At 68.2% G+C, this 13,124-nt stretch carries 9 protein-coding genes; 6 read left to right on the top strand and 3 right to left on the bottom strand.

What is annotated here, in order from left to right; translation table 11 throughout:
• Positions 1-11: 11 nt before the first annotated feature.
• Positions 12-626 carry a glutathione S-transferase gene (locus FPJ27_RS34280; protein ID WP_204424775.1) on the bottom strand — a complete coding sequence of 205 codons (615 nt, stop codon included), beginning with the start codon at positions 624-626 and terminating at the stop codon, positions 12-14.
• A 401-nt stretch (positions 627-1,027) separates the two neighbouring features.
• Here FPJ27_RS34280 and FPJ27_RS34275 point away from each other — a divergent pair, with 401 nt between their 5' ends.
• Positions 1,028-1,585 carry a sugar O-acetyltransferase gene (locus FPJ27_RS34275; RefSeq protein ID WP_204424773.1) on the top strand — a complete coding sequence of 186 codons (558 nt, stop codon included), beginning with the start codon at positions 1,028-1,030 and terminating at the stop codon, positions 1,583-1,585.
• 1,698 nt (positions 1,586-3,283) lie between these two features.
• Entirely contained in the window at positions 3,284-6,856 is a 3,573-nt protein-coding gene (locus FPJ27_RS34270) for an indolepyruvate ferredoxin oxidoreductase family protein (RefSeq protein WP_204424771.1), read from the top strand.
• An 86-nt stretch (positions 6,857-6,942) separates the two neighbouring features.
• On the opposite strand, the gene FPJ27_RS34265 is transcribed toward FPJ27_RS34270, so the two are convergent.
• Complete coding sequence (locus tag FPJ27_RS34265; protein WP_204424769.1) at positions 6,943-8,610, bottom strand: Na+/H+ antiporter; 1,668 nt, start codon at positions 8,608-8,610, stop codon at positions 6,943-6,945.
• A 296-nt stretch (positions 8,611-8,906) separates the two neighbouring features.
• Here FPJ27_RS34265 and FPJ27_RS34260 point away from each other — a divergent pair, with 296 nt between their 5' ends.
• The 4 genes from FPJ27_RS34260 to FPJ27_RS34245 all read left to right on the top strand — a co-directional run bounded on the left by FPJ27_RS34260 (position 8,907) and on the right by FPJ27_RS34245 (position 11,957).
• Positions 8,907-10,193 (top strand): EAL domain-containing protein, encoded by a 1,287-nt coding sequence (locus FPJ27_RS34260; RefSeq protein ID WP_072437423.1) that lies wholly within the window; start codon positions 8,907-8,909, stop codon positions 10,191-10,193.
• Positions 10,194-10,360: 167 nt separating this feature from the next.
• Complete coding sequence (locus tag FPJ27_RS34255; RefSeq protein ID WP_204424767.1) at positions 10,361-10,747, top strand: hypothetical protein; 387 nt, start codon at positions 10,361-10,363, stop codon at positions 10,745-10,747.
• Complete coding sequence (locus FPJ27_RS34250) at positions 10,744-11,148, top strand: hypothetical protein (protein ID WP_175963780.1); 405 nt, start codon at positions 10,744-10,746, stop codon at positions 11,146-11,148. The genes FPJ27_RS34255 and FPJ27_RS34250 overlap by 4 nt, the downstream gene beginning before the upstream one ends.
• 83 nt (positions 11,149-11,231) lie before the next feature.
• Entirely contained in the window at positions 11,232-11,957 is a 726-nt protein-coding gene (locus FPJ27_RS34245) for a copper homeostasis protein CutC (RefSeq protein ID WP_204424765.1), read from the top strand.
• A 141-nt stretch (positions 11,958-12,098) separates the two neighbouring features.
• On the opposite strand, the gene bioB is transcribed toward FPJ27_RS34245, so the two are convergent.
• Positions 12,099-13,118 (bottom strand): biotin synthase BioB, encoded by a 1,020-nt coding sequence (gene bioB, locus FPJ27_RS34240; protein ID WP_034179184.1) that lies wholly within the window; start codon positions 13,116-13,118, stop codon positions 12,099-12,101.
• Between the last annotated feature and the right edge of the window lie 6 nt (positions 13,119-13,124).

Here is a 13,124-nt window from a genome sequence, read left to right as displayed (position 1 = left end):
CCCCGCATGCGTCACGCGTGCAGCAGACGCGCCGCTTCGCGTTGTTCGATCGCGACCGCGCGGCGGAACGCGTCGCGGTCCTCGGCTCGCGCGACGTAGTCGCCGAGCACGCCTTCGTGCGGCAGCAGATGCGCGTCGAACGCGGTCTTCAGCGTGCTGGCGAGCAGCAGGTCGGCCGCGGTGAAGCGCTCGCCGACGAGCCAGGGGCTGTGGGCGAGCGTCTGCGCGAGCGCGCGCTGCACGCGCGTGATGTTGCCCCAGCCGAACGCGACCGGATTGCCCGATGCGCCCGTGAACTTCTCGGCCATCGCCGGTTCGAGGCAGGTCGGCGTGAAGAACATCCATTGCAGGAAACGGCCGCGCAGCGGATCGTCGGGTGCGATGCCGAGCCCGGCGCCGGGGCAACGGTCGGCGAGATAGAGCAGCACGGCGCCCGATTCGGCGAACGGCGCGCTGCCGTCGTCGAGCGCGGGCAGCTTGGCCATCGGGTTGACCTGGACGAACGCGTCGCTGCCCTGTTCGTGCGAGCGCAGGTCGATCGGCACGAGTTCGTACACCACGCCGATTTCCTCGAGCATCCACAACGCCCGGAATGCCCGGGTCTTCGGCCAGTAGTAGAGCTTCATCGCGCCTCCGCGTTTGGGTGCAGGCAGGGTCCGGTGGATGCTCAAGCGTACCCGAGCGCAGGAGGTTCGGCCAGGCGCGCCCGGCTAGGGGCGGCCCGCTGCGCGCGTCTCGTCCGGTGTGTTGTGTCGGACATGAATCAGGTGGAAGGCCGGGCGAAGCCCGCTGTTACAAGGATTCTTCGAATAACTAGTTATATTGAAACTAGTTATGAATAACGACGAAAAATCCCGGTGTAAGCCTGCGTCACTACAATGCACCGCCTCTCCCGCTGCACGCGTGCACATGGCAGTGCAGGCATTCATCCGCGATCGCGACGCTTTGCGCAACGCGGGAATCTTCAACCCGGCGCCGCTGCCGCGCACCCACCGCCGGTTCGACCGCGCATGGAGACAAGCAACGAATGGCAAACGACGATCGCACCACGATCATTCCGCGAAGAACGCCGGAATCGGCGGCCATGGTGGCCGAGGTCAAGCGAGCGATGGCGATTACCGCGCGGCTCAACCGCCTGACGTTCGACGATGCGGCAGAAGTTCGCGCGCTGTTCAGCGAGCTGATCGGCACGCAGGTGGACGACGGCTTCGTGCTGATCCCGCCGTTCCATGCGACGGGCGGCGCCGGCATGAAGATCGGGCGCAACGTGTTCGTCAACCAGAACTGCACGTTCTACGACCTGGGCGGGCTCGAGATCGGCGACGACGTGATGATCGGGCCGAACGTCAGCCTCATCACGTCCGGCCATCCGGTCGAACCTTCCCGGCGGCGCGACTTCGTCGTCGCGAAGCCGATCGCGATCGAACGGAACGTGTGGGTCGGCGCGGGTGCGACGATCATCGGCGGCGTGACGGTGGGCGAGCATTCGGTCGTCGCGGCCGGGGCCGTCGTTACCAGGGACGTTCCGCCGAATACGCTGGTCGGCGGCAATCCGGCAACGGTCATCCGTTCGATTGCCGAGTGAGGTTGCCCGGAGTGCGAGTCGGCTTGAGTCAGCGCAATGGGCCGGATGTGGACAACCCACCCTCAAGGCGACTCGAAACGCTGTGCATTTGAATGGTGAGGGTGCCGCCAAGGCTGTCTGGACAAGGCTTTCCGGCTGTTGCCCGATTGCCGCGCGTCGATGCGCAGGCCGCTTCCGCCGATGTGCCGAAGCACGTTCCTTCGCGCGATCCGTTGTGGATATCCGGCACCGAAACGACTCGCAGCCCTGTGCATTTCGCCGGTGAGGGTGACCGGATGCCACGTAATGCATGAAGAGGGTTGTGGATAACCAATCCAAGGAACGACGCGAAATGCTGTGAAATTCAGCGGTGAGTGTCGGTGCCCGATCGCGCGAAGCGCCTGCTCCGGCGCGGCTTCCCGATCTCCGGCGCGGTTCCGGGCGCCGCGCATTCTAGCCGAACGCGCGCATGCGTGACCGAACGTCGAGTGCGTGGCGACGTGGATATCCGGCTCGGGAAGCCAATCGAAGGGCTGTGCATTTTAACGGTGAGCGCGGGTAAGTGGTCCGCAGCGAGCGGATTTCATTGCGCGTATCAACCTTCTCAAGCGACTCGAAGCGCTGTGTAATTCAATGGTGAGCGTGAGTGCGCCATCGGCGGACAGCCGGTCAAGACGCAGCCGTTCGGCCGACAACGTCGTCTGAAGCGCCGCGCATTTCGGGCTCGAGAGCGAGTACGCTATCGAGGGCAACGCGGATTCTCGTGTGGATATCCGGCCAGCCAAACGACTCGCGGCACTGTGTATTTCGAAGGTGAGTGTCGACGCCCGATTGGACAGCGTGCCGATGCCGGCCGACTCACGGATTCTCGTCCATGTGGATATCCGCCTCTCAAAGTCACTCGAAGTGCTGTGGTTTTCAACGGTGAGGGTGCGCGCGAGACCGGACGACAGGGTCGGTTCGGGCGGTGGATAACCACTACCGCAGCCACTCGAAGCGCTGTGTATTTCAACGGTGAGAGCGCCCTTGCGATTGCGCAGCGTAAGTGTTCCGGTGTGAATATCCGGTCGACAAACCCACTCGCGATCCTGTGTATTCGATCGGTGAGAGTGAATCTCGGATCGACGAAACGAGCCGATCCCGATGTGGATATCCACCGCCGAAATCCACTCGCCGCGCTGTGAATTTCAACGGTGAGCATCGGCGCCCGAGCGAACCGGATACCGATTTCGGATGTGGACATCCCTCCCCCAACGCCACTCGAAACGCTGTGCGTTCGAACGGTGAGCGCGCGAGCCCGATCGGCTGAAGGGCGCAGCATTGTGGACATCCCGCGCCCCCGGCCAATCGGAATGCTGTGCATTTCAATGGTGAGGGTGACCGCCACCGACCGCTGAAACCCTTGTCGCACGAGGCGCGAGCGCCCGCCGCCGCGCCGGCCGGCTGTCTTCGGGCCCGCACCGGTTGTTCCCGCAAACCACCCGGCCGTCCCGACGCCCCGCCCATCCCGCCCATCCCGCTCCGCCGCCGCGCGCGAAAACTCTCTCAAATCCCGATAAAAAGCTGCGCAGTTTTTCTCGCTGCGGGCCCGCCCGAGCAAGAAGAGAAAAAACATTCTCGTCTGCGCGCGAAAAAATAGAGCCATTCGCTGCCGCCGATCGCGCGTCGTCCGACGCCCCGCCGCGCAGCCCAGAACAGCACAATCAGGAGACTTCCCCCATGACCGCCCGCTTGCCCGTCGACGGCCCGCCCGCCCTGTCCGACTACCGCCTGACCGACAACCTGACCGCGACGCGCGGCCGGATCTTCCTGACCGGCACGCAGGCGCTGGTCCGCCTGCTGCTGATGCAGCGCACGGTCGACACAGAACAGGGGCTCAACACGGCCGGCTTCGTCAGCGGCTATCGCGGCTCGCCGCTCGGCATGGTCGATCAGCAGTTGTGGAAAGCGCAGAAACTGCTCGACGGCAGCGGCGTGCGCTTCCTGCCCGCGATCAACGAGGAACTCGGCGGCACGGCCGTGCTCGGCACGCAGCGTGTCGAGGCCGATCCCGAGCGCACGGTCGAGGGCGTGTATGCGATGTGGTACGGCAAGGGCCCGGGCGTCGATCGCGCCGGCGACGCGCTGAAGCACGGCAATGCGTACGGTTCGTCGCCGCACGGCGGCGTGCTCGTCGTCGCGGGCGACGACCACGGCTGCGTATCGTCGTCGATGCCGCACCAGAGCGACTTCGCGATGATCGCGTGGCACATGCCGGTCGTGAACCCGGCGAACATCGCCGACATGCTCGAATTCGGCCTGTACGGCTGGGCACTGTCGCGCTACTCGGGCGCCTGGGTCGGCTTCAAGGCGATTTCGGAAACGGTCGAGTCGGGCTCGACCGTCGACCTCGACGGGCTGCAGACGCAGTGGCCGGCGCCGGCGGGCTTCACGCCGCCGCCGGGGGGGCTGCACAACCGCTGGCCCGACCTGCCGAGCCTCACGATCGAGGCGCGTCTCGCCGCGAAGCTCGACGCGGTGCGCCATTTCGCGCGCACCAACAGCATCGACAAGTGGATCGCGCCGAGCGCGCAGGCGAACGTCGGCATCGTCACCTGCGGCAAGGCGCACCTCGACCTGATGGAAGCGCTGCGCCGTCTCGACCTGACGGTGGCCGACCTCGACGCGGCAGGCGTGCGGATCTACAAGGTCGGCCTGTCGTATCCGCTCGAGATGACGCGCATCGAGACCTTCGTCGACGGGCTCGCCGAAGTGCTCGTGATCGAGGAGAAAGGCCCGGTCATCGAGCAGCAGATCAAGGATTACCTGTACAACCGCACGGAAGGCGCGCGTCCGCGCGTGCTCGGCAAGCACGACGCCGCCGGCGCCTGCCTGCTGTCCGAACTCGGCGAGCTGCGCCCGTCGCGCATCCTGCCGGTGTTCGCCGAATGGCTCGCGCGGCACAAGCCGGCGCTCGACCGCCGCGAACGCGTCGTCGATCTCGTCGCGCCGCAGATCCTGTCGAACGAGGCCGACGCGGTGAAGCGCACGCCGTACTTCTGCTCGGGCTGCCCGCACAACACGTCGACGAAGGTGCCGGAAGGCTCGATCGCGCAGGCCGGCATCGGCTGCCACTTCATGGCGTCGTGGATGGAGCGCGACACGACGGGGCTGATCCAGATGGGCGGCGAGGGCGTCGACTGGGCCGCGCACGCGATGTTCACCAACACGAAGCACGTGTTCCAGAACCTCGGCGACGGCACCTACTTCCACTCGGGCATCCTCGCGATCCGCCAGGCGGTCGCCGCGAAAGCAAACATCACGTACAAGATCCTCTACAACGACGCGGTCGCGATGACGGGCGGCCAGCCGGTCGACGGCAGCATCTCGGTGCCGCAGATCGCGCGGCAGGTCGAGGCGGAAGGCGTGTCGCGCTTCGTCGTCGTGTCCGACGAACCGGAGAAGTACGACGGCCATCACGGGTTGTTCCCGAAGGGCACGACGTTCCACCACCGCAGCGAACTCGACACGGTGCAGCGCGAACTGCGCGAGACGCCGGGCGTCACCGTGCTGATCTACGACCAGACCTGCGCGGCCGAGAAGCGCCGCCGCCGCAAGAAGGGCGAATTCCCCGATCCGGACAAGCGCCTGTTCATCAACGAAGCGGTGTGCGAAGGCTGCGGCGACTGCGGCGTGCAGTCGAACTGCCTGTCGGTCGAGCCGCTCGAGACGCCGCTCGGCCGCAAGCGCCGCATCGACCAGTCGTCGTGCAACAAGGACTATTCGTGCGTGAACGGCTTCTGCCCGAGCTTCGTGACGGTCGAAGGCGCGGCGCTGAAGAAGGCCGCGGGTGCCGCGTTCGACGAAGCGGCGCTCGCCGTGCGTGTCGACGCGCTGCCGGTGCCGGCGACGCATCTCGACGCGGCGCCGTTCGACATGCTCGTGACGGGCGTCGGCGGCACGGGCGTCGTGACGGTCGGCGCGCTGATCAGCATGGCCGCCCACCTCGAAGGCAAGAGCGCATCGGTGCTCGACTTCATGGGCTTCGCGCAGAAGGGCGGCTCGGTGCTGTCGTTCGTGCGGATCGCCGCGAGCGACCGATGGCTGAACCAGGTGCGCATCGACACGCAGCAGGCCGACGTGCTGCTCGCGTGCGACATGGTCGTCGGCGCGAGTGCCGAAGCGCTGCAGACGGTGCGTCACGAGCGTTCGCGGATCGTCGTCAACACGCACCGGATCCCGAACGCGTCGTTCGTGCAGAACCCCGACGCGAACCTGCATGCGGACGCGCTGCTCGAGAAGATGCGTCACGCGGCCGGCGACGGCTACCTGTCGAGCTGCGACGCGCAGGCGCTCGCCGCGAAGTTCCTCGGCGACTCGATCGGCGCGAACATCCTGATGCTCGGCTACGCGTGGCAGCTCGGCCTCGTGCCGGTGTCGCTCGCCGCGATGATGCGCGCGATCGAGCTGAACAACGTCGCGGTGCCGATGAACAAGCTCGCGTTCTCGATCGGGCGGATGGCGGCCGGCGATGCGGCGGGGCTCGATGCGTTGTGGAACGCGCGTCACGCGGTGGCCGCGCACGCCGCGCCGGAAACGCTTGCCGAACTGATCGCCGATCGCGAAGCGCGTCTCGATGCGTACGGCGGCGCACGCTACGTCGATCGCTACCGGGCGCTCGTGAACGCGGCGGCCGCGAAGGGCGACGACGCGCTGACGCGCGCGGTCGCGACGACGTTCTACCGGCTGCTCGCGGTGAAGGACGAATACGAGGTCGCGCGGCTCTACGCGGACGAGGCATTCCGCACCGCGCTCGAAGCGCAGTTTGAAGGCGTGCCGGGGCAGGCCTATCGCGTGAAGTTCAACCTCGCGCCGCCGACGGTCTCGAAGGCCGGCCGCGACGGCGGCGTGCCGAAGAAGCGCGTGTTCGGCCAGTGGATGTGGCCGGTGTTCGGCATGCTGGCGCGCGTGCGCAGCCTGCGCGGCACGTGGCTCGATCCGTTCGGCCGCACCGTCGAGCGCAGGATGGAACGCGCGCTCGCCGACGACTACGAGACGACGCTCGCCCGTGCGCTCGCCGCGACGACGGCCGGCAATGCGGCGCAGGTCGCGCAGCTGGCCGACCTGCACGCCCGCGTGCGCGGCTTCGGTCACGTGAAGGTGCGCAACCTGGCCGGCGTGAAGCGCGCGGAGCGCGAGCTCGCGCTGCAGCTCGGCATCGACGCGGCGACGAGCGCGGCCGTGCAGCACGCGCTCGACGAGATGAAGGGGGCGGGGATGCTGAAGGGGATTCCGGTCGTCGTCGCGAAGTAACGCGAACGCGGGCGGATGTGAAAACGGTGACGCTTCGGCGTCGCCGTTTTTTTATGGGCGGTTGCTTCCGGGCATCGAACGGCCCGTCAGAGAATGCCTTTCTTGCGCGTCGACAGCGCGGTTTCCGACAGGTCGATCTCGCGGATCAGCTTCGTCAGCGTCTCGTCGGAAATCTTGCTCTCGCTGCGCATCCGGTACAGCACCGAGCGTTCCGCGCGCACGGCCGCGATCCGCATCTGCAGCTCCATCGTTTCGCTCTGCTTCGCTTCCGCGCGCGGCGTGGGGCCGTCCTCGGCGAGCGCGGCGAGCCGGCGGCGGTACTGGTCCATCACGCGCGCGGAGATGTCCGCGCAGCGCGCGGCGCCCGATTCGTCGAGATCGGCCGAGATCGCGTCGTGCGACGAGTCGATCGCGCGGATCGCGGCCTGCGCGGCGGCGGCACGCGCGGTGCGTTCCTCGTCGGCGAGCGGGTTGCGCGACGAGCGCACGCCGCGCAGCAGCAGCGGCAGGCCGATCACCGCGACGACGAGCGAGCCGAGGATCACGGCCGACGCGACGAAGATCGCTGTGTCGCGCCCGGGCAGCGGCGCGCCGTCGGCGAGCGCGACCGGGATCGACAGCACGCCGGCGAGCGTGACCGCGCCGCGCACGCCGCCGACCGTCATCACCGCGATCGTGCGCACGCCGGCCATCGTGCCCGCGAGGCCCTGGCGCGCCGCGCGGCGGCTCGCAATCCAGCGCAGCAGCCAGACCCACAGGAAGCGGATCGCATACAGCGCGATCATCATCGCGCACACGTTGAAGATCATCCGGCCGACGAGCGCGTCGCTCGTATGGTGCGCGTCGACGAGCGCGCGGCCGATGATGTGCGGCAACTGCAGCCCGAGCATGATGAACACCATGCCGTTGAACACGAACTCGATCATCGCCCACGTGCTTTCGGCGCGCACGCGCGACGCGACGGTGCTTTTGCGCGAGAAGCTCGTGTAATTCATCATCATCCCCGCCGACACGGCCGCGAGCACGCCCGACAGGTCGAGGTGCTCGGCGAACAGGTAGGCCGCGAACGGCACGAGCAGCGTCATCACGATGCCGGGGGCCGGGTCGCCTTCCTGCTCGGCGTTCAGGAAGCGCGTCGACAGCGCGCTGAACCCCCACGACACGATCGCGCCCGTCGCGAGCCCGCCGGCGGCGACGATCACGAACGTGACCGACGCGGCGCGCAGCGAGAACACGCCGGTCAGCGCGGCCGCGATCGCGAACTTCAGCGCGACGAGGCCCGACGCGTCGTTCATCAGCGCCTCGCCTTCGAGGATGTGCATCAGTTGCGGCGGGATCCTGCCACGGCTGGCGATGCCCGACAGCGCGACCGCGTCGGTCGGCGACAGCACGGCCGCGAGCGCGAACGCGATCGGCAGCGGCAACTCGGGAATCAGCCAATGCGCGAAGTAGCCCACTGCGAGTACCGTCATGAACACGAGCCCGAATGCGAGCATCAGGATCGCGCGGCGCTGCAGGTAAAGCTCGCGTTTCGGAATTCGCCAGCCGTCCGCGAACAGCAGCGGGGGAATGAACAGCAGCATGAAGATTTCGGGATCGAACGTGACGTGCAGGTTGAACTTCGGCCACGCGAGGATCGCGCCGAATGCGATCTGCATCAGCGGCAGCGGCAGTTGCAATGGCAGGTTGCGCGTGACGGCGCCGGACAGTGCGACGGTCAGCAGCAGGATCAGGACTGTGAAGACGATTTCCATCGATACGGCGAATGCGGGGAATGAAACGATCGTACGGAGTGTAGCGTGCCGCAGTGACGGCTGCGCTCAAGCGGCCGGTGCGTGCGCACGAAAATGGTGCGTCGGATGCGCGCCACGCTGGTGCGGCAGCCCCGCTCACCCGCGCGGCGCATGGGTTGTTCGCTCCTTGCACGGAGCTTGCTTGATGCTGGGCAGCCGTCCGGCACCGACCGGACAACCGAGGGTCCAACCAAGACATTGCACGCGCCGTCCGTTTCGTCGGTCGGCGCGTTCGAGTGCTTCACCAGGAGGAAGGTATGACGATCGTGCAACAGGAGCGTCCGGCCGCCGCGTCGCCGTACCGGTTCGAGCGGGAGATGAGCTCCGGCCTCGAACGTCTGGCGACGCAGCATCGCGACCTGACGCTCACGACCGTGTTCCAGCCGATATTCAGCCTGTCGCACCAGCGTGCGATCGGCTACGAGGCGCTGTTGCGCGCGCACGATGCGCTCGACCGCCCCGTGTCGCCGCTTGACGTGTTCGGCGAAGCCGCGCGCCAGGGCGAACTGCTGCAGCTCGACCGGCTCGCGCAGGCGCTGCATCTCGAAAACTTCGCGCTGTTCGGCGCCGAGCGCGAGTGGCTGTTTCTCAACGTCCATCCGGGCGTGCTCACCGACCCGTTCCAGGCGGCCGCGCTGCTCGCGAACCTGAAGCGGCTCGGCATGCCGCCGCGCCGCGTCGTGCTCGAAGTGCTCGAACAGCGTGCGGACGACGTCGAGCGGCTCGCCGAGGCCGTGCGCGAATTTCGCACGCACGGCTTCCTGATCGCGCTCGACGATTTCGGCGCCGGCCACTCGAACCTCGAGCGGATCTGGCAACTGAACCCGGACATCGTGAAGCTCGACCGCATCATGCTGTCGCACGCGGCGCACCGCACGGGGCTCACCGCGATCCTGCACGGGCTGGTGACGCTGCTGCACGAGGCCGGCAAGCTCGTGCTCGTCGAAGGGATCGAGACCGAGCACGAGGCGCAGATCGCGCTGTCGTGCGAGGCCGATTTCGTACAGGGCTACTACTTCGGCCGCCCGGCGCCGGGGTTGCCCGACAGCGCGGCCGCGACGGCCTGCATCGGCGAGCTGACCGAGCGCTTTCGTCAGCAAACCGAAGCGCGCGAGCGGCGCGACGCGCAGCGAATCGCGCCGTACCTGCGCGCGTTCGAGCGTGCGGCCGAGCGCCTCGCGGCCGGCGAACCGCTCGACGAGGTGTGCTGGAACTTCCTCGCGCTCGACGCGGCCGCGCGCTGCTTCCTGCTCGACGCGCACGGCCGGCAGTCGGGCCGCAACGTCGTGCTGCGCGCCGATCGCGCGCTGAGCGAGGCGCGCTTCTCGCCGCTGGCGGACGCGCAGGGCGCGAACTGGCTGCGCCGGCCGTATTTCCGCTCGGCGATCGCCGAGCCGGGGCGCGTGCAGGTCACGCGGCCGTACCTGTCGATCAACGAGGCGCAGCCGTGCGTGACGCTGTCGGTGGCCGTGCGCGTCGGCGATGCGCAGCGCGTGCTGTGCGGCGATATCGACTGGGGCGACGACGAGGCGGACGCCGGCTAGCATCGCGTGCGCACCGCATGCGGCGATCCGGACGATCGGCACGCATCGGCCCGGGCCGGCCGTTGCGTTCCCCGCGTGCTTCCCCGAAAATGGCGCGATCGCGGCCGTCGTGACCGCGATCGCGCCGCCCCGGGGGCCACCATGGCGGCGAATAAAAGGACAACACAATGAAAAGACCGATTTCGCTGACCATCCTCGCATGGGTCATCATCGTGACCAACGCGATCACGTGCGTCTATACGCCGTTCTCGATCGGCATGCCGACCACCCAGGCGCTGCTGTCGCACTACCTGCTGCCCGTCTGGGCGACGCTCGGCATCAGCGTGATCATCGAAGCCGCGAACGTCGTGATCGGCATCGCGATCCTCAAGGGCCGCGAGTGGTCGCGCAAGGCGTACGTCGCGACATCCGTGCTCGGCTTCGCGTTCTCGTTCGTCAACATGCCGCCGTCGATGTTCGCGGTGCTGATTCCCGGCTTCCTGCTGTTCGCGCTGTTCGTCTACCTGCTGTTCCGGCGCCCCGCGACCGCGTATTTCCGCCAGGCACTCGCGTGAGCTTCGTGCGCAACGCGCTGGCGGTCGTGCTGTTCACGATCGCGGGCATGTGCGTGATCGCCGCGCAGATGGTCGCGTTCATGAAGATCGGGCATACGGCGGCGATGCTCGTTTTCGTCGCCGTGCTGTTCGCGTTTTCGGCCGCGCTCCTCGCCGCGGGCGCGTTCGCCGGCGCGTTCCGGCCGCGTGCGCGGGGCGCGGGCATCGCGCTGCTCGTCGCGACCGCGGCCACCGCGTTCGGGATGATGGGCTGGGCGTCGCTGCTGCTGTCGCCCGGGATCGTCGACGTGATGCAGCAGCAGGGCGTGGACGTGAACGCGCGGATGTTCCGGTTCGCGCCCGGTGCCGTGGCGACGGCGTTGTCCGCGCTGGCCGGCGTCTGGCTCGTGCGGCGCGGCTGATACGCGCGGCGGCCGGCACGCTGGCGCCCGTCGCGCCGCTCGGCTAGGATGCGCGAATTGTCCTGACGAATCGCGAGCCGCCGATGAACCGAAACGCCGCTTCCTCCGTCCTCCTCGAAGTGATCGCCACGACCGTCGGCGATGCGAAGGCCGCCGCCCGCGCGGGCGCCGACCGCCTCGAACTCGTGACCGCGATCACCGAAGGCGGGCTGACGCCGAGCGTCGGCCTGATCGAGGCCGTCGTGGCCGCCGTGCCGATTCCCGTCAACGTGATCGTGCGTCCGCACAGCCGGTCGTTCGTCTACGACGCCGACGACCTGCGCGTGATCGAACGCGACGTGCGCGCAGCCGTTGCGGCCGGCGCGAACGGTGTCGTGTTCGGCGCGCTCGACGCGCGCGGCGACGTCGATCTCGGCGCACTGGCCCGCATCGCCGCCGCCGCGGATGGCCGCGCGCTGACGTTCCACCGCGCGTTCGACGTGTCGCGCGACCTCAACGCCGCGTTCGACGCGCTGCTGCGCGTGCCGGCCGTCACGTCGGTGCTGACGTCGGGCGGCCATCCGTCGGTGCTCGACGCGGCCGCGACGATCACGCGGATGGTGCGGCACGCGGAAGGGGCGGCGTGCACGGTGCTGGCCGGTTCGGGGCTCACCGTCGATGCGGTCGGCGATTTCGTCCGGGCCACCGGCGTGCGCGCGGTGCATTTCGGCTCGGGCGTGCGGCCGCGCGGCGAGGTGCTGGCACCCGTCGACGCACAGCTCGTCGAGCGGGTGCGCGCGGCGCTCGACGGCGCGGCGGCACACGTGTGATGCTCGACGGCGTGCGCAGGCGCGTCGAGAAGACCGTGATCCGAGCCGCGAAAAGCAACGCGGTGCAGACGATCGGGTGAAAAAAAGCCGGGGCATGCCCCGGCTTTTTCGTTCGCAGGCTCGGCCCGACGGCCGTTTCGCTTACGCGTTGTCCGACAGCGCGTCGGCCTGGCTCGCGCGGATGCCGAGGCGCTCGAACAGCGCGCGGTCGCGCTGCGTCTGCGGGTTGCTGGTCGTCAGCAACTGGTCGCCGTAGAACATCGAGTTCGCGCCGGCGAGGAAGCACATCGCCTGCATCGCGTCGTCGAGCTGCTCGCGGCCGGCCGACAGGCGCACGACGGCCTTCGGCATCGTGATGCGCGCGACCGCGATCGTACGCACGAATTCGAACGGGTCGAGCGGCGCGGTGCCTTCGAGCGGCGTGCCTTCGATCGCGACGAGGTTGTTGATCGGCACCGATTCCGGATACGGGTTCAGGTTCGCGAGCTGCGAGATCAGGCCCGCGCGCTCGCGGCGCGACTCGCCCATCCCGATGATGCCGCCGCAGCACACGTTGATGCCAGCGTCACGCACGCGGTCGAGCGTGTCGAGGCGGTCCTGGTACGTGCGCGTCGAGATCACCTGGCCGTAGAACTCCGGCGACGTGTCGAGGTTGTGGTTGTAGTAGTCGAGGCCCGCGTCGGCGAGCTGCTGCGCCTGTTCGTCCTCGAGCATGCCGAGCGTCATGCAGGTTTCGAGGCCGAGTTCCTTCACGCCGCGCACCATCTCGGTCAGCGCCGGCATGTGGCGCTCTTTCGGGTTGCGCCACGCGGCGCCCATGCAGAAGCGGCTCGCGCCGTTCGCCTTCGCCGCGCGCGCGGCGTCGAGCACCGTGTCGACGTCCATCAGCTTCTCGGCCTTCAGGCCCGTGTCGTGATGCGACGACTGCGAGCAGTAGCCGCAATCTTCCTCGCAGCCGCCCGTCTTGATCGACAGCAGCGTCGACAACTGCACCGCGTTGGCATCGAAGTGCTCGCGATGCACCTGCTGCGCGCGGAAGATCAGGTCGTTGAACGGCAGTGCGAACAGCGCGACGACGTCGGCGACGCGCCAGCGCTGCGGGGCCGGTGCGGCCACGGGAATCGCGTCGGGTTGCACGGCGGCGGTCTGGGCTTGGGTCATTTCGTT

Source organism: Burkholderia sp. MS455 (genome assembly GCF_016899445.1).
Lineage (GTDB): Bacteria > Pseudomonadota > Gammaproteobacteria > Burkholderiales > Burkholderiaceae > Burkholderia > Burkholderia pyrrocinia_C.
This window is presented reverse-complemented; position numbering and strand designations above follow the sequence as displayed.

Coding starts and splice junctions, on each gene's coding strand:
- bioB (WP_034179184.1), bottom strand. CDS start 13,118: ATGACCCAAGCCCAGACCGCCGCCGTGCAACCCGACGCGATTCCCGTG.
- FPJ27_RS34280 (WP_204424775.1), bottom strand. CDS start 626: ATGAAGCTCTACTACTGGCCGAAGACCCGGGCATTCCGGGCGTTGTGG.
- FPJ27_RS34255 (WP_204424767.1), top strand. CDS start 10,361: ATGAAAAGACCGATTTCGCTGACCATCCTCGCATGGGTCATCATCGTG.
- FPJ27_RS34270 (WP_204424771.1), top strand. CDS start 3,284: ATGACCGCCCGCTTGCCCGTCGACGGCCCGCCCGCCCTGTCCGACTAC.
- FPJ27_RS34265 (WP_204424769.1), bottom strand. CDS start 8,610: ATGGAAATCGTCTTCACAGTCCTGATCCTGCTGCTGACCGTCGCACTG.
- FPJ27_RS34275 (WP_204424773.1), top strand. CDS start 1,028: ATGGCAAACGACGATCGCACCACGATCATTCCGCGAAGAACGCCGGAA.
- FPJ27_RS34245 (WP_204424765.1), top strand. CDS start 11,232: ATGAACCGAAACGCCGCTTCCTCCGTCCTCCTCGAAGTGATCGCCACG.
- FPJ27_RS34260 (WP_072437423.1), top strand. CDS start 8,907: ATGACGATCGTGCAACAGGAGCGTCCGGCCGCCGCGTCGCCGTACCGG.